Origin of the sequence: Enterobacter sp. SGAir0187, from assembly GCF_002952735.2 — a bacterium.
Classification (GTDB): domain Bacteria; phylum Pseudomonadota; class Gammaproteobacteria; order Enterobacterales; family Enterobacteriaceae; genus Enterobacter; species Enterobacter quasiroggenkampii.
Map to the genome: position 1 here is coordinate 3,591,145 of NZ_CP025034.2, position 17,170 is coordinate 3,608,314.

At 57.7% G+C, this 17,170-nt stretch carries 17 protein-coding genes and 5 tRNA genes; 15 read left to right on the forward strand and 7 right to left on the reverse strand.

All coding sequences use genetic code 11. The features are described from left to right. Positions 1 to 34 precede the first annotated feature (34 nt). The gene (gene norR, locus CWR52_RS17335; RefSeq protein ID WP_104950245.1) at positions 35 to 1,549 is read left to right on the forward strand and encodes a nitric oxide reductase transcriptional regulator NorR; all 1,515 of its coding nucleotides are present in this window, start codon (positions 35 to 37) and stop codon (positions 1,547 to 1,549) included. Here the strand turns inward: norR and gutQ are convergent. The 7 genes from gutQ to srlA form a co-directional block, all read right to left on the reverse strand. Further along, positions 1,546 to 2,511, reverse strand: a complete 966-nt coding sequence (gutQ, locus tag CWR52_RS17340; protein ID WP_104950246.1) for an arabinose-5-phosphate isomerase GutQ — start codon at positions 2,509 to 2,511, stop codon at positions 1,546 to 1,548. The two genes, norR and gutQ, sit on opposite strands and share 4 nt — an antisense overlap. Beyond that, positions 2,504 to 3,277: a glucitol operon DNA-binding transcriptional repressor SrlR gene (srlR, locus tag CWR52_RS17345; protein ID WP_104950247.1), complete on the reverse strand. Its 774-nt coding sequence runs from the start codon at positions 3,275 to 3,277 to the stop codon at positions 2,504 to 2,506. Before srlR ends, gutQ begins: the two co-directional genes overlap by 8 nt. A gap of 63 nt (positions 3,278 to 3,340) precedes the next feature. After that, on the reverse strand, positions 3,341 to 3,700 hold the full coding sequence (gene gutM, locus CWR52_RS17350) for a transcriptional regulator GutM (protein WP_104950248.1): 360 nt from the start codon (positions 3,698 to 3,700) through the stop codon (positions 3,341 to 3,343). A 67-nt stretch (positions 3,701 to 3,767) separates the two neighbouring features. Then, positions 3,768 to 4,547 (reverse strand): sorbitol-6-phosphate dehydrogenase, encoded by a 780-nt coding sequence (srlD, locus tag CWR52_RS17355; protein ID WP_023294411.1) that lies wholly within the window; start codon positions 4,545 to 4,547, stop codon positions 3,768 to 3,770. Between the two features lie 14 nt (positions 4,548 to 4,561). Further along, positions 4,562 to 4,924 (reverse strand): PTS glucitol/sorbitol transporter subunit IIA, encoded by a 363-nt coding sequence (gene srlB, locus CWR52_RS17360; RefSeq protein WP_104950249.1) that lies wholly within the window; start codon positions 4,922 to 4,924, stop codon positions 4,562 to 4,564. A gap of 12 nt (positions 4,925 to 4,936) precedes the next feature. Continuing rightward, a complete protein-coding gene (srlE, locus tag CWR52_RS17365; protein ID WP_039025237.1) occupies positions 4,937 to 5,896 on the reverse strand; it encodes a PTS glucitol/sorbitol transporter subunit IIB in 960 nt (319 codons plus the stop codon). After that, entirely contained in the window at positions 5,893 to 6,456 is a 564-nt protein-coding gene (gene srlA, locus CWR52_RS17370) for a PTS glucitol/sorbitol transporter subunit IIC (protein WP_023333189.1), read from the reverse strand. Before srlA ends, srlE begins: the two co-directional genes overlap by 4 nt. Positions 6,457 to 6,707: 251 nt before the next feature. Here srlA and mltB point away from each other — a divergent pair, with 251 nt between their 5' ends. From mltB to CWR52_RS17440, 14 genes are all read left to right on the forward strand, one after another. After that, positions 6,708 to 7,808, forward strand: a complete 1,101-nt coding sequence (mltB, locus tag CWR52_RS17375; RefSeq protein ID WP_201268141.1) for a lytic murein transglycosylase B — start codon at positions 6,708 to 6,710, stop codon at positions 7,806 to 7,808. A 294-nt stretch (positions 7,809 to 8,102) separates the two neighbouring features. Further along, on the forward strand, positions 8,103 to 8,756 hold the full coding sequence (locus CWR52_RS17380) for a metal ABC transporter ATP-binding protein (RefSeq protein WP_104950251.1): 654 nt from the start codon (positions 8,103 to 8,105) through the stop codon (positions 8,754 to 8,756). Then, positions 8,753 to 9,613 carry a metal ABC transporter permease gene (locus CWR52_RS17385; protein WP_104950252.1) on the forward strand — a complete coding sequence of 287 codons (861 nt, stop codon included), beginning with the start codon at positions 8,753 to 8,755 and terminating at the stop codon, positions 9,611 to 9,613. Before CWR52_RS17380 ends, CWR52_RS17385 begins: the two co-directional genes overlap by 4 nt. Positions 9,614 to 9,627: 14 nt before the next feature. Then, entirely contained in the window at positions 9,628 to 10,506 is an 879-nt protein-coding gene (locus CWR52_RS17390) for a metal ABC transporter substrate-binding protein (protein WP_104950253.1), read from the forward strand. Positions 10,507 to 10,635: 129 nt separating this feature from the next. After that, complete coding sequence (gene pncC / locus CWR52_RS17395; protein WP_104950254.1) at positions 10,636 to 11,133, forward strand: nicotinamide-nucleotide amidase; 498 nt, start codon at positions 10,636 to 10,638, stop codon at positions 11,131 to 11,133. Between the two features lie 89 nt (positions 11,134 to 11,222). Continuing rightward, positions 11,223 to 12,281 (forward strand): recombinase RecA, encoded by a 1,059-nt coding sequence (gene recA / locus CWR52_RS17400; protein ID WP_104950255.1) that lies wholly within the window; start codon positions 11,223 to 11,225, stop codon positions 12,279 to 12,281. Between the two features lie 69 nt (positions 12,282 to 12,350). Next, a complete protein-coding gene (gene recX, locus CWR52_RS17405; protein WP_032640869.1) occupies positions 12,351 to 12,851 on the forward strand; it encodes a recombination regulator RecX in 501 nt (166 codons plus the stop codon). A 131-nt stretch (positions 12,852 to 12,982) separates the two neighbouring features. After that, positions 12,983 to 15,610, forward strand: coding sequence for an alanine--tRNA ligase (gene alaS / locus CWR52_RS17410; protein WP_104950256.1), 2,628 nt, complete (start codon positions 12,983 to 12,985; stop codon positions 15,608 to 15,610). 241 nt (positions 15,611 to 15,851) lie between these two features. Beyond that, positions 15,852 to 16,037 (forward strand): carbon storage regulator CsrA, encoded by a 186-nt coding sequence (gene csrA / locus CWR52_RS17415; RefSeq protein WP_000906486.1) that lies wholly within the window; start codon positions 15,852 to 15,854, stop codon positions 16,035 to 16,037. 342 nt (positions 16,038 to 16,379) lie between these two features. Continuing rightward, positions 16,380 to 16,472, forward strand: a tRNA-Ser gene (locus CWR52_RS17420). Positions 16,473 to 16,476: 4 nt separating this feature from the next. Next, positions 16,477 to 16,553: transfer RNA gene (locus tag CWR52_RS17425), tRNA-Arg, on the forward strand. Between the two features lie 64 nt (positions 16,554 to 16,617). Then, a tRNA-Arg gene (locus CWR52_RS17430) sits at positions 16,618 to 16,694 on the forward strand. Between the two features lie 161 nt (positions 16,695 to 16,855). After that, positions 16,856 to 16,932: transfer RNA gene (locus tag CWR52_RS17435), tRNA-Arg, on the forward strand. Between the two features lie 159 nt (positions 16,933 to 17,091). Continuing rightward, positions 17,092 to 17,168 (forward strand) — tRNA-Arg (locus CWR52_RS17440). Positions 17,169 to 17,170 lie beyond the last annotated feature (2 nt).

Below are 17,170 nucleotides of genomic sequence, written 5' to 3' on the forward strand. Positions count from 1 at the left end.
CAATATGTATTGTCAAAATGACAGCGAGGCAGACATGAGCTTTTCCGTAGACGTGCTGGCGAAGATCGCCATTGAGCTGCAAACCGGTATCGGCCATCAGGACCGCTTTCAGCGGCTGATCTCCACGCTGCGCCACGTGCTGGCGTGCGACGCTTCGGCGCTGCTGCGCTACGAAGGGCGGCAGTTTATTCCGCTGGCGATCGACGGCCTGGCGAAGGACGTGCTTGGGCGGCGCTTTACCCTTGAAGGCCATCCACGTCTGGAGACCATTGCCCGCGCGGGTGACGTGGTGCGTTTCCCGGCGGACAGCGACTTGCCCGACCCGTACGACGGGCTGATCCCCGGACAGGAGAGCCTGAAGGTGCACGCCTGTATCGGCCTGCCGCTGTTTGCCGGGCAGAACCTGATTGGGGCGCTGACCCTCGACGGCCTGTCGCCGGACCAGTTCGATACTTTCAGCGATGAAGAGTTGCGCCTCATTGCGGCGCTGGCTGCCGGGGCGCTTAACAACGCGCTGCTGATTGAACAGCTGGAGAGCCAGAATATCCTTCCCGGCAGCCCGGCGGCGTTTGAGCAGGTCACGCACACGGAGATGATTGGCCTCTCTCCGGGCATGGCGCAGCTTAAAAAAGAGATTGAGATTGTTGCCGCGTCCGATTTGAACGTGCTGATATTCGGGGAGACCGGCACTGGCAAGGAGCTGGTGGCGAAGTCGATTCATGAAGCGTCGCCGCGCGCGGTCAATCCGCTGGTGTACCTCAACTGCGCCGCGCTGCCGGAAAGCGTGGCGGAAAGCGAATTGTTTGGTCACGTCAAAGGGGCGTTTACCGGCGCCATCAGCAACCGCAGCGGCAAGTTCGAAATGGCCGATAACGGTACGCTGTTTCTGGATGAAATCGGCGAGCTCTCTTTGTCGCTACAGGCCAAACTTTTGCGCGTATTGCAGTACGGCGATATCCAGCGCGTGGGGGATGACCGCAGCCACAGGGTGGACGTTCGCGTGCTGGCGGCGACGAACCGCGACCTGCGTGAAGCGGTGCTTGCCGGAAACTTCCGTGCTGACCTGTTCCACCGCCTTAGCGTGTTCCCGCTCACCGTGCCGCCGCTGCGCGAGCGCGGGGACGACGTGGTGCTGCTGGCGGGCTATTTCTGCGAACAGTGCCGTCTCAGGATGGGGCTTTCCCGCGTGGTGTTAAGCCCGGGGGCGAGGGCGCATCTGCTGAGCTACGGCTGGCCGGGCAACGTGCGCGAGCTGGAGCACGCGATTCACCGCGCGGTGGTGCTGGCGCGAGCGACGCGTTCGGGTGATGAAGTGGTGATCCACGCGCGGCATTTTGCGCTGCAGGATGAAACCGCACCGACGATTGCCCATGCAGCTCCGGAGATAACGAGCGAAAACCTGCGTGACGCGACAGAGGCGTTTCAGCGTCAGATGATTATCCGCGCGCTGGATCAGAACAACCGCAACTGGGCGGCGTGCGCCCGGGCGCTGGAGATGGACGTCGCCAACCTGCACCGGCTGGCGAAGCGTCTCGGGCTGAAAGGTTAGATAATCCCGGCCTGATAGAAATCCTGCAGGTTGATGGCGCCGCACAGCCTGCCGGTGTCATCCACCACCGGTGCGGCGGTGATTTTGCGCTTCATCAGCACCTCTTTGGCTTCAATGGCGCGGCTCTCGGCGTTCAGCGTCAGCCCGCCCTGGGTCATGGCGTCCGACACGTTTGTGTCCAGCTTGCCGCCGCCCACCAGCCAGCGGCGCAGGTCGCCGTCGGTGAATACGCCTTTGACGTACCCGTCATCATCGCACACCGCAACCAGCCCCAGACCGGTGCGGCTGAGCTCCAGCATCGCGTCCATGACGCTGGTATCGAGTTTGACCTGCGGAATGGCATCGTCGGTGCGCATCAGGTGGTGAACCTTGTTGAGCAGGCGTGCGCCGAGCGCGCCCGCCGGATGCGAACGGGCGAAATCTTCTTCGTTAAACCCACGCGCCTGCATCACCGCCATCGCCAGCGCGTCGCCCATCATCAGGGTGTTAACGGTGCTGGAGGTTGGGGCGAGGTGCATCGGACAGGCTTCACGCTCAACGGAAATATCCAGCGTTGCTTTGGCGGCCAGCGCCAGCGGCGAGCGGGATTTCCCGGTCATCGCCAGCAGGGCAACCGATTTTTCCTGCAGACGTGGAATAATGAGATCCAGCTCTTTCGCCGAACCGGAGTAGGAGATAAACAGCATCACGTCGCGGCTCTCAATCATTCCCAGATCGCCGTGCAGCGCTTCTGCAGGATGGACGAAAAAGGCCGGGGTGCCGGTGCTGGCCAGCGTCGCGGCAATCTTTTTGCCGATGTGTCCGGATTTACCGATGCCCGCCACGATCACTTTGCCTTCGCAGTGGATAATGGTGTTGGCGGCGCGGACAAAATCCTCGCCCAGACGTTCCGGCAGGCGGCTGGCTTCCTGCAGCTCCAGCATCAGCGTCTGGCGGCCCGTTTCTAACAGAAAATCACTCATCTCTCTCTCCGGTTACAATCACGTCGATGCCTTTCTCTTCCAGCGCTTTCCTGAACGCCGGGTCGATCCCCGCGTCGGTAATCAGCTTGTCGACGCTTTCCAGGCTACAGACAATGTTGGGGCTTTTGCGGCCAAACTTCGACGAGTCTGCCATCAAAATCACTTCCCGCGCGGCGTTGCACATGGCTTTACTGACGCTGAACACTTCGTTGAAGGTCGTGACGCCCGCGTTCAGATCGATGCCGTCGGTGCCCATGAACAGTTTATCAAAGCTGAAGTGGTCGAAGGCGTTCTCCGCCAGCTGGCCGTGAAATGAGGCCGATTTTTTGCGGAAGGTGCCGCCGGGCATCAGGATGGTCTGCTCGCTGTCGAACTCCGACAGGGCGTTAACGATATGCAGACTGTTGGTCATCACCGTGATGTTGTTAAAGCGGCTGAGCAGCGGGATCATCTGCAGGACGGTACTGCCGGCATCCAGAATGATGGAGTCGCCATCGTGGATAAATTTCACCGCCGCTTCGGCAATCAGCGCTTTCTGGTGGGTGTTGATCAGCGTTTTGTGATCGATAGGCGGATCGGCTTCGTCTTTATTGAGCACCACGCCGCCGTAAGTTCGTATGACGGCGCCAGAGTTTTCGAGCAATACGAGGTCCTTGCGTATCGTCGTGCCGGTGGTGTCAAAGTAGTGGGCCAGATCGTCTACCGAGCATTTTCCCTGCTTTTGCAGATGCTCAAGAATGGCCGCCTGGCGCTGACGAGGTTTCATAGGCGCTTCGTTCCTTAGATTGCGAAATGATAATTTCGCAAGTCTATAGCTTTCACAACGAAATTATCCATGTTTCAGATTAAGCGCTAATGATAGTGCATTCTGACAGAGTGGATCATGGGGAAAGATCACATCGGGCTGCAATTCCTGCAGCGAAATGCCGTTGATTGCCTGAATTTTCACCGGACGGGCAAAGACGGTCATGCCGCGCATGATGAGGGAATCGCAGACGTTGTTGTTTTCATCCAGCGCAATAGCCACGACGACGCGTGGTTTAAAGCGTCCGCCGGAACGTCCGACGCCGATGCGCCCTTTCTGACACAGGGCATCAAACGCGCGGTTAAACTGGTGGATTTGCCAGCCGCCGAACGCCATCTGGCAGAGCCAGGCGAGAGCGGCAACGGTGATGAGTGCGGTGACCATATCGGCTCCTTATTGTATTCCCTCTCCCTGTGGGAGAGGGTTAGGGTGAGGGCATCAGGCCGCTCGATCAGAACATCACCTGCCCGCCGGTGACGTTAATCGACTGTCCGGTGCAGTACGAGGCTTTCGGGCTGGCGTAAAACAGCAGCATGTTCAGCACGTCCTGGTAATCGCACCCGCGCTTGAGCGGCACTTTATCGATGTAGTACTGCTCCACTTCTTCCGCTTTGATGCCGAGCTTGGTGGCGTACTGCGGCAGCAGGGACTGGAACATCGGCGATTTCAACAGGTTGCCGAGCATCAGCGAGTGAACGGTAATGCCGTATTCGGCCAGATCCAGCGCCAGAGACTGCGTCAGCCCCACGCCGCCAAACTTCGCCGCGCTGTAGCCGGAGTTATGCTTGCTGCCCACTTTCCCCGATTTAGAGTTGATCTGAATGATGCGCCCCTGAATGCCGTCGCGGATCATCAGACGGGAAAACTCGCGGGCGCAGAGGAAATAGCCCACCAGATTCACCTGCAGCGAGCGGTCAAAATCCCCCAGCTCGAAATCGCTGATAAAGGCCGCTTTCGCAATACCCGCGCTGTAGACCAGCAGGTCGGTACGGCCAAAAATCTCGTCCACGCCGCGGGCCAGCGCCATCACGCTCTGCTCGCTGGTGGCGTCGGCGCCAAACCCGTACGCCATTCCTTCACCAAACTCGGTGTTGATGGTGTCCGCCACGCGGGCGGCTTTTTCACTCTGGATGTCCACTACCGCCACGCGGTAACCCTCTGCGGCAAGCCCACGGCAGAGGAACTCGCCTAAGGTTTGTCCCCCACCAATGACAACGGCAACCTGACTCATGTGTTTCTCCTTAATTACGCAACAAATTTTAACGTGCAGCCTGGGGTGACAGCCTGCGGAACCGGACCCGTTACGTGAACCGTGCCGGGATACTCCGCCTGCGGCTGGCCGTCGAAACGCAGGGTGATGTGGCCCAGCTCGCGCAGGTTTTGTTCTGCGACGTCGCCGACGGCGGTCACGGCATAGCGCGCCTCGCCCAGCTCCAGCTGGCTACCGGCCTTCAGCTCACCGTTCAGCTCGCCGTGGCAGTGGATGAAGCAAAACTCTTCGATATCCGCAGGCGCCCCTTCGCGAAAGGTGATCAGCATCTGGTCGCTCAGCGCGTCGGTGGCGCTCTGGCCGATGCGGGTAATGGTGGTCTGGTAAATCACGGTCATGGCAGGCACCTCTTATTGATAAATAAAGCCGGAAACAAACCAGGCAATCAGCACCGTTGGCGCGCCCGTCAGGAAGCGGCTCACCAGCACGGACGGCACGCCCACGCGCACGGTGTCCTGGCGCGCTTCGGCCAGCGACAGCCCCACAGGGATAAAGTCGCACGCCGCCTGGGCGTTAATGGCAAACAGGGCGGGCAGGGCGAGGTGCGGGGGAATGTTCCCCAGACCAATCTGCACGCCAATCAGCACGCCGATGACCTGGGCAATTACCGCGCCCGGGCCGAGGAACGGCGACAGCAGCGGGAAGGAGCAGATCAGCGCCAGCGTCACCAGCCCAAGCGGGTGGCTGGCGAGCGGGGCGAGCCCATGGGCAATCCAGTCGCCCAGGCCGGAGGCCATGATGATGCCGATCAGCGCCGAGACGAACGCCATAAACGGCAGAATGGTCTTCAGCACCGTGTCGATGGTGTCGCGCCCGGACTGGAACAGCACCGCCACGGCGGAACCCATGCCCATCCCGACTTTCGCCAGCAGGCCATCGCTCTGCTCGGTAATTTTTTTACTGGTGTCGTACTCGCGCGGAGCCGCTTTTTGCGGTGCAGACGTCCCCTTCACCAGGGTGATGTTGTCTTCCTTGACGCCCGAGACATAAATGTCCTCGAGGATGTACTGCGCCAGCGGGCCGGATTTCCCGGTGGAGTGAATATTTACCGTCGGAATGCGGCGCTTCGGATAGATACCGCAGCGCAGCGTGCCGCCGCAGTCGATCACCGCCACGCCGATTTCCGCCTCCGGTGGTTCCCCTTCTTTGAAGCCGTCGACCGCTTCCCAGCCGGTCAGCTCGCGCAGCCTGTCGACGATCGCCGGGCGGGTCCCTGCGGTGATGTAGACGATCTTTTTGCCTTCGGTGGCGTCGAACTCCAGCGGGCCGCCCCAGCCGCCTGTGCCTTTCTCAATGCGGATCCGGTTCATGCTGTGGCTCCTGAAAGATGGACCTTCTGTTCAAGCTGGATGCCCATTTTTTTCTCGAAAATGGCGGTGGTGAGGTCGGTCACCCAGCCGCGGAAGAAGTTGGTCACCAGACCGACCAGCAGGTAGCTCACCGCCAGCGGACCGAGCGGCAGGCCAAGCGTGGTAAGGCCGCTGGCGATCCCGAGATAAACGAACAGCTCGCCGGGGTTGATGTGCGGGAACAGGCCGTTCATCGAATGGCAGCTGTAGGAGGCGGCGGCGTAATAGCTCGGCTTGTACTTCTCAGGCATAAAGCGGCCGAGGCTTAAGGTCATCGGGTTACAGAACACAAAGGTACCGATGAACGGCAGTACCAGGTAGCGGGACAGCGGGTTTCCGGCGCAGCGCTGGGCGAAGCGTTCAATACGCTGCTGCCCGATAAAGTTAATCAGCGCGTTCATGATAACCAGCAGGCTGATCAGCAGGGGCAGGATCCCGGTCACCATGCCGGTGAACACTTCTCCGCCTTTCTGAAACAGCCCGATGAACCACTCGGCGCCGTGGGTGATGGTTTCTATCATTCTTCTCTCCTGTAGGGCGTTTGTTTTTGTCTATCTGCGGCTAATAATAATCACTTTGAAAGGTTTTAAAGTGTTAGTTAGATCTCACAATGAAAGAAAAATGTATTATTTTGAAAGTTAATTGACGTGGTGAATGATTTTCGGGGGAAAAAAGCACGGATTTGCGTTGGGGAGGTGCGTACCGCTTCCTTGAGGTGTTGAGGATGCTTTACCATACTGGGTTCTTATCGAACCCGTTAAATGGATGTCTCATGTTCAAGCGTCGTTATGCAGCGCTGTTGCCTGCGCTTATTCTGCTGTCTGCCTGTAGTAGCAAACCTAAGACCGAAGCCGTTCAGCAAACGGCGGGCGCGCCTTCCGGAGGATTCCTGCTGGAGCCGCAGCACAATATGATGCAGATGGGCGGCGACTTCGCGAATAACCCGGCGGCCGAGCAGTTCATCGATAAAATGGTGAGCAAACACGGCTTTGACAGACAGCAGCTGCACGAAATTTTGTCTCAGGCCAAGCGTCTGGACTACGTGCTGCGCCTGATGGACAGACAGGCGCCGACGGCCCAGGTGCCGAGCGGGCCAAACGGGGCGTGGCTGCGCTATCGCAAACAGTTCATTACCCCGGACAACGTGCAAAACGGCGTGGTGTTCTGGAATCAGTATGAAGAGGCGCTCAACCGCGCGTGGCAGGTGTACGGCGTACCGCCTGAAATCATCGTCGGGATTATCGGCGTGGAAACCCGCTGGGGCCGCGTGATGGGCAAAACCCGCATCCTTGACGCGCTGGCGACGCTCTCCTTTAACTATCCGCGCCGCGCGGAGTATTTCTCTTCCGAACTGGAAACCTTCCTGCTGATGGCGCGTAACGAACAGGACGATCCGCTCGATCTGAAAGGGTCGTTTGCCGGGGCGATGGGTTATGGCCAGTTTATGCCGTCGTCCTATAAACAGTATGCCGTCGACTTTAACGGAGATGGCCATATCAACCTGTGGGATCCGGTGGATGCCATCGGCAGCGTGGCGAACTACTTCAAAGCGCACGGCTGGGTGCCGGGCGGCCAGGTGGCGGTGCTGGCGAACGGTCAGGCGCCGGGGCTGGAAAACGGCTTCAAAACTAACTACAGCATTTCGCAGCTTTCCGCGGCAGGCTTAACGCCAACGCAGCCGCTGGGCAATGCACAGCAGGCGAGCCTGCTGCGTCTGGATGTCGGAACGGGCTATCAGTACTGGTACGGACTGCCGAACTTCTACACCATCACCCGCTATAACCACAGCACCCACTATGCGATGGCCGTATGGCAGCTGGGACTGGCGGTATCGCAGGCCCGCGTGCCGGCGGCGTCACCGTTTAGTCAGTAAGCTACCCCGACGGGTAGGCCGGCAACGCCGCCACCCGGCATGGCTGCGCACACGGTGCGGCCTGTTGCCCTCTCCCACGGGAGAGGGCGTTTTGCAGAAACATTTCGCCACACTCCCTTTTCAAACCTGCCATTTACATCTTAACCATCTTTCATTATTGTTATGTTATAACATTTGAATTGGTGTCGAGATGTCAAGGTCCCTTTTTTCTCTGTCTGCTCCGGTTCGGCTTTTGCTGGTGCTGGTGCTTATTGTCTTTATTGGGCTGGCCGTGCGCTGGGCGGTGGCGTTGCCGTGATTGTGATGAATGAACTGGTCGCGGGTTATGATCGCCAGCCCGTGACGCGGCCCCTCTCGGGCACGATTGAGCGCGGAAGCATGACCGCGATTGTCGGCGCTAACGGCTGCGGGAAATCCACCTTACTGAAAACGCTCGCCGGGTTTATCCCGCCCGTCAGCGGCAGTTTTCGCTGGCAGGGAAAGCGACCGGTGATTGGCTGGCTGGCACAGCGCCACGCGCTGGAGGCGCAGTTTCCGCTGACCGTTCGCGATGTCGTCAGCATGGGCTGCTGGCCGGGCATTTCGCTGCTTTCCGGGTTTTGTCGCGAAACGCGGTTGCGTATTGCCAGCGCGCTTGAGCGGGTCGGGCTGGAATCCATGGCGTTATCCACCATCGATGAGCTCTCCGGCGGCCAGTTCCAGCGCATGCTGTTTGCCCGCGTCCTGGTGCAGCAGGCGCCGCTGGTGATGCTGGATGAGCCCTTTACCGGGGTCGATGAGGCCACCTGCAACGTGCTGATGGATGTGATGCTGGAGATGTATATGCAGGGGCAAACGCTGCTCGCGGTACTGCACGACAGCGAGCGCGTGTCGCGCCATTTCCCGCAGACGTTACGGCTGGATGCTGACGTTCCTCAATGGAAAACCGAGCGGGTGAGGGTGGCATGATCTGGCATCTCTTTTTTCAGCCGTTTATCGAGTACGGCTTTATGCGTCGCGCGCTGGTGGTTTGCCTGGCGCTCTCGGTCAGCACCACCGTGCTTGGCGTGTTTCTTCAGCTGCGCCGGATGAGCCTGATGGGCGATGCCCTTTCGCACGCCATTTTACCGGGCGTCGCCGTGGGATACCTGCTCAGCGGTATGTCGCTGCTGGCGATGAGTATCGGCGGTTTTATCGCGGGCATTACCGTGGCGCTGCTGGCCGGTCTGGTCAGCCGACGCACGCCGCTTAAGGAAGATGCCAGCTTTGCCGGGTTTTATCTCGGCTCACTGGCGCTGGGGGTCACGCTGGTATCGCTTCGTGGGTCGAATGTCGATCTGCTGCATTTGCTGTTTGGCTCCATCCTCGCCGTGGACAACGACGCCGCGCTGTTTGTCACGGGCGTGTGCATGTTCACCCTTATTGTGCTGGCGATGTTCTATCGCGGGCTGGTTACCGAAGCGTTTGACACCGCCTGGCTACAGGTGAACGCCCGCTGGCTGCCCGGCCTGCTGCACGGACTGTTTCTGGCGCTGCTGGTCCTTAACCTGGTGGCCGGTTTTCAGGTGCTCGGCACGCTGATGGCCGTTGGTCAGATGATGCTGCCGGCTGTGGCGGCTCGCTGCTGGGTACGCACGCTACCGGCGTTACTCCTGATGGCGGGCATCAGCGGTATTTTTTGCGCATGGCTGGGGTTGAGCCTCTCCTGGGCGATGAGTCTTCCAGCCGGGCCATCCATCGTGCTCACCGCCAGCGCGCTGTTCTTTATTTCCATTTTATTGGGTACGCGAAGCAGGCTCGCTGGCAGTCTGCGGGCGTATTTTTAACGCAAGGGGAAACGATGAAACGTACAGGATTAGTAGTGGCGCTCGCGCTGGGGATGATGTCGCACGGCGTCATGGCGAAAACGCTGAATGTGGTCACCAGCTTTTCGATACTGGGGGATATCACCCAGGAGGTGGGCGGTGATCACGTGAAGGTGACGACGCTGGTGGGGCCGGACGGCGATCCGCATACCTTCGAGCCGTCGCCGAAAGACAGCGCGGCGCTGAGCAAGGCCGATGTGGTGGTGGTAAACGGCCTGGGGCTGGAGGGCTGGCTTGACCGTCTGGTGAAGGCCTCCGGGTTCAAAGGACAGCTGGTCGTCGCCTCAACCGGGGTGAAAACCCACACGCTTGAGGAAGATGGAAAGACCGTGACCGATCCGCACGCGTGGAACAGCGCGGCGAACGGGGCGCTGTATGCACAAAATATTCTGAACGGGCTGGTGAAAGCCGATCCGCAGGACCAAGCCGCGCTGGAAGCCTCCGGTAAACCCTATATCACGCAGCTTAACCAGCTGGATAGCTGGGCCAAAACGCGCTTTAGCCAGATCCCGCAGGCGAAGCGTAACGTGTTGACCAGCCATGACGCGTTCGGCTATTTCAGCCGTGCCTACGGCGTGAGGTTTATGGCGCCGCAGGGGCTGTCGTCTGAGAGCGAGGCCAGCGCGGCGCAGGTCGCCGAGATTATCAATCAGATCAAAGCCGACGGCGTAAAAACCTGGTTTATGGAAAATCAGCTCGATCCGCGTCTGGTGAAGCAAATTGCGTCGGCGACGGGCGCGCAGCCGGGGGGCGAGCTTTACCCCGAAGCGCTGTCGGCCAAAGGCGGGGTGGCAGACACCTACGTTAAGGCGTTTCGCCACAATGTGAATACGCTCGCCAACAGCATGAAATAACTTTTCCACGGCCGGTGCGCCCGCACCGGCTTTTTTCTGAAGCTCCCTCGTAAAACCCGAAGCGCGTCCCCACATCTGACGAGAAAGTGCTATCTTGTGCTGCACGTTTTTCTGATGCCTGGAGCGAGAATGACTGACCATGAATTGATGCAGCTTAGTGAGATCGTTGGCCTGGCGCTTAAGCAGCGTGGGGCGACAATCACCACCGCGGAATCCTGCACCGGCGGCTGGGTGGCGAAAGTGATTACCGATATTGCCGGCAGTTCCGCCTGGTTTGAACGCGGTTTTGTGACCTACAGTAACGAAGCTAAAGCACAGATGATTGGCGTGCGCGAATCCACGCTGGAACAGCACGGCGCGGTCAGCGAACCGGTGGTCATCGAGATGGCGATTGGCGCGCTCAAAGCGGCGCGGGCAGATTACGCGATTTCCATTAGCGGCATCGCGGGGCCGGACGGCGGCAGCGACGTGAAGCCTGTTGGCACCGTCTGGTTTGGGTTTGCCACGTCTAAAGGCGAAGGCATCACCCGCCGGGAGTGCTTCAGCGGCGATCGCGAAAACGTGCGCCGTCAGGCAACGGAATATGCGTTAAAAACGCTCTGGCAACAATTTCTACAAAACACTTGATACTGTATGACCATACAGTATAATTGCACCAACAGAACAGAAATCCACGGTGAAGCACAGTCGCTTCTCCCGGCATGACAGGAGTAATAATGGCTATCGACGAAAACAAACAGAAAGCGTTGGCGGCAGCACTGGGCCAGATCGAAAAGCAATTCGGTAAAGGCTCCATCATGCGCCTGGGTGAAGACCGTACCATGGATGTGGAAACGATCTCCACCGGTTCGCTTTCTCTGGATATCGCGCTGGGCGCGGGCGGCCTGCCAATGGGTCGTATCGTAGAGATCTACGGGCCAGAATCCTCCGGTAAAACTACCCTGACGCTGCAGGTGATTGCTGCGGCACAGCGCGAAGGTAAAACCTGTGCGTTTATCGATGCCGAGCACGCGCTGGATCCTGTTTATGCGCGTAAGCTGGGCGTGGACATCGACAACCTGCTGTGTTCTCAGCCGGACACCGGTGAGCAGGCGCTGGAAATTTGTGACGCGCTGGCGCGCTCCGGTGCGGTTGACGTTATCGTGGTTGACTCCGTTGCCGCACTGACGCCAAAAGCGGAAATCGAAGGTGAAATCGGCGACTCTCACATGGGCCTCGCGGCACGTATGATGAGCCAGGCGATGCGTAAGCTGGCCGGTAACCTGAAGCAGTCGAACACGCTGCTGATCTTCATCAACCAGATCCGTATGAAAATTGGTGTGATGTTCGGTAACCCGGAAACCACAACCGGGGGTAACGCCCTGAAATTCTACGCGTCTGTCCGTCTGGATATCCGCCGTATCGGTGCGGTGAAAGAGGGTGAAAACGTCGTCGGTAGCGAAACCCGCGTCAAGGTTGTGAAGAACAAAATCGCTGCGCCGTTCAAGCAGGCTGAGTTCCAGATCCTCTACGGCGAAGGTATTAACTTCTTCGGTGAGTTGGTTGACCTGGGCGTGAAAGAGAAGCTGATTGAAAAAGCGGGCGCCTGGTACAGCTACAACGGTGACAAGATTGGTCAGGGTAAAGCGAATGCCATCTCCTGGCTGAAAGAGAACCCGGCTGCGGCGAAAGAGATTGAGAAGAAGGTGCGCGAGCTTCTGCTGAACAACCAGGACTCCAAACCTGATTTCGTAGTCGATGCTGCGGATGCTGAAGAAACCAACGAAGACTTTTAAGTCTCTCGTGTAAAGATGAAGGGCTGCTGATGCGGCCCTTTTTGCATTTCTGAATCAGCAGGTTTTTTTATGAGTGAACCGACAACACGTCGACCCGCGTATGCACGCCTACTGGATCGCGCGGTGCGCATCCTGGCCGTCCGTGACCACAGTGAACAGGAGCTGCGGCGAAAACTGTCGGCACCGGTGATGAGTAAAAACGGCCCGGAAGAGATTGATGCCACCGCGGAAGATTATGACCGCGTCATTGCATGGTGCTATGAGCATCGCTATCTTGATGACGAGCGTTTTGCCTCGCGGTTTCTCGCCAGCCGTGGCCGCAAGGGATACGGGCCCGCGCGCATCCGGCAGGAGCTGAACCAGAAAGGGGTGGCCCGGGAGTCCATCGAAAAAGCGATGCGCGAATGCGACATTGACTGGTGCGAGCTGGCAAAAGAGCAGGCCATTCGTAAGTACGGCGAACCGCTGCCGCGTGAATTTTCAGAAAAAGTCAAAATCCAGCGCTTTTTGCTCTACCGCGGCTTTCTGATGGAAGATATTCAGGATATCTGGCGTAATTTTGCCGATTGAACGCATGCGGGATTTTACTTCCCACCAAAGAAAACTTATCTTATTCCCACTTTTTCCAGTAGCTGGTCTGTCCAACGGTTTACCGACACAGGCTGGCTACGACATTTCGTTAGCTTGATTTCAGGATAATTATGAGCAAGAGCACCGCTGAGATCCGTCAGGCGTTTCTCGATTTTTTCCATAGTAAGGGACACCAGGTTGTTGCCAGCAGCTCCCTGGTACCGAACAACGATCCGACTCTGCTGTTTACCAACGCCGGGATGAACCAGTTCAAGGATGTATTCCTTGGTCTCGACAAGCGTAATTATTCCCGCGCCACAACCTCACAGCGTTGCGTGCGTGCGGGCGGTAAACACAACGACCTGGAAAACGTCGGTTACACCGCGCGTCACCACACCTTCTTCGAAATGCTGGGTAACTTCAGCTTCGGCGACTACTTCAAACACGATGCCATCCAGTATGCGTGGGAACTGCTGACCGGTGAAAACTGGTTCAACCTGCCGAAAGAGCGTCTGTGGGTTACCGTCTATGAAACCGATGACGAAGCCTACGAAATCTGGGAAAAAGAGGTCGGGATCCCGCGCGAGCGTATTATTCGCATCGGTGATAACAAAGGCGCGCCATACGCGTCCGATAACTTCTGGCAGATGGGTGATACCGGTCCTTGCGGTCCGTGCACCGAGATCTTCTACGATCACGGCGACCACATCTGGGGTGGCCCTCCAGGTAGCCCGGAAGAAGACGGTGATCGCTACATTGAGATCTGGAACATCGTCTTCATGCAGTTCAACCGTCAGGCCGACGGTACCATGGAGCCGCTGCCGAAGCCGTCCGTTGATACCGGTATGGGTCTGGAGCGTATTGCCGCGGTACTGCAGCACGTTAACTCCAACTATAAGATTGACCTGTTCAGCACCCTGATCAAAGCCGTTGCCGAAGTGACCGGTGCGACCGATCTGAACAACAAATCGCTGCGCGTTATCGCTGACCACATTCGTTCCTGCGCGTTCCTGATTGCCGACGGCGTTATTCCGTCGAATGAAAACCGTGGCTACGTGCTGCGTCGTATCATTCGTCGTGCCATCCGTCACGGCAACATGCTGGGCGCGAAGGACACCTTCTTCTATAAACTCGTTGGGCCACTGATTGGCGTGATGGGGTCAGCCGGTGACGAGCTGAAACGCCAGCAGGCGCAGGTAGAGCAGGTTCTGAAAACCGAAGAAGAGCAGTTTGCCCGTACGCTGGAGCGCGGTCTGGCGCTGCTGGACGAAGAGCTGGCGAAACTTAAGGGCGACACGCTGGATGGCGAAACCGCTTTCCGCCTGTACGACACCTACGGCTTCCCGGTTGACCTGACGGCGGACGTTTGCCGCGAGCGCAACATCAAAGTTGACGAAGCGGGCTTCGAAGCCGCGATGGAAGAGCAGCGTCGTCGCGCGCGCGAGTCCAGCGGTTTCGGTGCAGACTACAACGCGATGATCCGCGTTGATAGCGCGTCTGAATTCAAAGGCTATGAGGCGCTGGAACTGACCGGCAAAGTGACCGCTCTGTTTGTTGACGGTAAAGCCGTAGACAGCATCAGCGCGGGCCAGGAAGCCGTAGTCATTCTGGACAAAACGCCGTTCTACGCCGAATCCGGCGGTCAGGTTGGCGATAAAGGCGAACTGAAAGGCAATGGCTTTAGCTTCAGCGTGACCGACACCCAAAAATACGGTCAGGCGATTGGTCACCAGGGCAAACTGGTTTCCGGTTCTCTGAAAGTGGGCGAGGGCGTCCAGGCTAACGTTGATGAAGCTCGCCGCGCGCGCATTCGTCTGAACCACTCGGCAACCCACCTGATGCACGCTGCCCTGCGCGACGTACTCGGTACCCATGTTGCACAGAAAGGTTCTCTGGTTAACGACAAAGTGCTGCGCTTCGACTTCTCGCATTTTGAAGCGATGAAGCCGTCTGAAATCCGTGCGGTGGAAGATCTGGTGAACGCGCAGATCCGTCGTAACCTGCCAATCGAGACCCATATCATGGATCTCGAGGACGCGAAGAAAAAAGGTGCGATGGCGCTGTTTGGCGAGAAATATGACGAGCGCGTTCGCGTGCTGAGCATGGGCGACTTCTCTACCGAGCTGTGCGGCGGTACGCACGCCTCGCGCACCGGTGATATCGGCCTGTTCCGCATTGTTTCCGAGTCGGGAACGGCGGCAGGTGTGCGTCGTATTGAAGCGGTGACCGGTGAAGGTGCGATTGCCAGCCTGCATGCGCAGAGCGATCAGCTGCACGACATCGCGCAGCTGCTGAAAGGCGATAGCCAGAACCTGGGCGAGAAAGTGCGCGTTGCGCTGGATCGCACGCGTCAGCTGGAAAAAGAGCTGCAGCAGCTGAAAGAGCAGGCTGCGGCGCAGGAGAGTGCAAACCTCTCCAGCAAGGCTGTAGACATTAAGGGCGTCAAACTGCTGGTCAGCGATCTGGCGGGCGTTGAGCCTAAGATGCTGCGTACTATGGTCGACGATCTCAAGAACCAGCTTGGTTCTACTGTTATCGTGCTGGCGACAGTGGCAGAAGGTAAGGTTTCTCTGATTGCGGGCGTCTCTAAGGATGTGACCGACCGCGTCAAAGCAGGGGAACTGATTGGTATGGTCGCCCAGCAGGTGGGTGGCAAAGGTGGCGGTCGTCCGGACATGGCGCAAGCCGGTGGTACGGATGCGGCGGCACTTCCTGCGGCATTGGCCAGCGTTGAAAGCTGGGTAAGCGCAAAACTGTAATAACTACAAAGCACAAGCAGACGCCATCGCGGTAACGTTATGGCGTCTTGTTCACTGCACTATCGATAACGATAAAGTCAGGTTGAGTTTGTGTATATCGGCTAAACTTACGTTTAACAGAATGTGATGCCGTGACTGCTTACACTTTACGTGTTTGTCATCGCTTACTTTTTGGCGTTATATGATGGATAATGCCGGGATACAAGAGACCCGACTCTTTTAATCTTTCAAGGAGCAAAGAATGCTGATTCTGACTCGTCGAGTTGGTGAGACCCTCATGATTGGGGATGAGGTCACCGTGACAGTTTTAGGGGTAAAGGGTAACCAGGTACGTATTGGTGTTAACGCTCCTAAAGAAGTATCTGTCCACCGTGAAGAGATCTACCAGCGTATCCAGGCTGAAAAATCCCAGCAGTCCAGTTACTGATATTGTCGCGTCTCGCTGTCGGGCGAGACGCAACCCTCCCGCTATTTTTCCTGCTCAAAGTTACCGTTTAATTTCAATCGCTCTCTTTTTAACCACTCCGCTACCCTTATCTCGTCCCAACACTGTCCTTTCTGCATCAGTTTTCTGTGAAGATGTCTGCAAAATCCGCTTATAAAACACCCTCTTTGCGGCTTTTACATGCGAATTGCGTGTGATTTGTGCAAACGATAAAAGCTTTTGGAAAATTGTTTGACTTATAAGTCCCAGAAAGTAATATATGCGCCACGCAGCGACGAGAAGCTCTTAACGAGTTGCTCGGAGCACTCGAAAGAGGCGTTGTGTGGTGAGGTGGCCGAGAGGCTGAAGGCGCTCCCCTGCTAAGGGAGTATGCGGTCAAAAGCTGCATCCGGGGTTCGAATCCCCGCCTCACCGCCATTTTGCATCCGTAGCTCAGCTGGATAGAGTACTCGGCTACGAACCGAGCGGTCGGAGGTTCGAATCCTCCCGGATGCACCATCTATTACTTCATATTGCTTTCGAAGTGATATGAATATCGAGCAGTACAGTAGTAAATCCCGATGCATCCGTAGCTCAGCTGGATAGAGTACTCGGCTACGAACCGAGCGGTCGGAGGTTCGAATCCTCCCGGATGCACCATATTCTCCGAGATAACAGCAAGGCTGTTGTTTCAAGGTCTGCGGATTAACCGCGAGTACCAGGGAGGATAACGTTGCTTTAGCAACGGCCCGAAGGGCGAGGCGCAGCCGAGTAATCCTCCCGGATGCACCATTTACTATTTCTGAAAGCAGTACCCTGATGCATCCGTAGCTCAGCTGGATAGAGTACTCGGCTACGAACCGAGCGGTCGGAGGTTCGAATCCTCCCGGATGCACCATATTCTCCGAGATAATAGCCACGCTATTGTTTCAAGGTCTGCGGGTTAATCGCAAGCACTAGGGAGGATAACGTTGCTTTAGCAACGGCCCGAAGGGCGAGGCGCAGCCGAGTAATCCTCCCGGATGCACCATTACTGTTTCTAAAAGCATTTCCCGATGCATCCGTAGCTCAGCTGGATAGAGTACTCGGCTACGAACCGAGCGGTCGGAGGTTCGAATCCTCCCGGATGCACCATC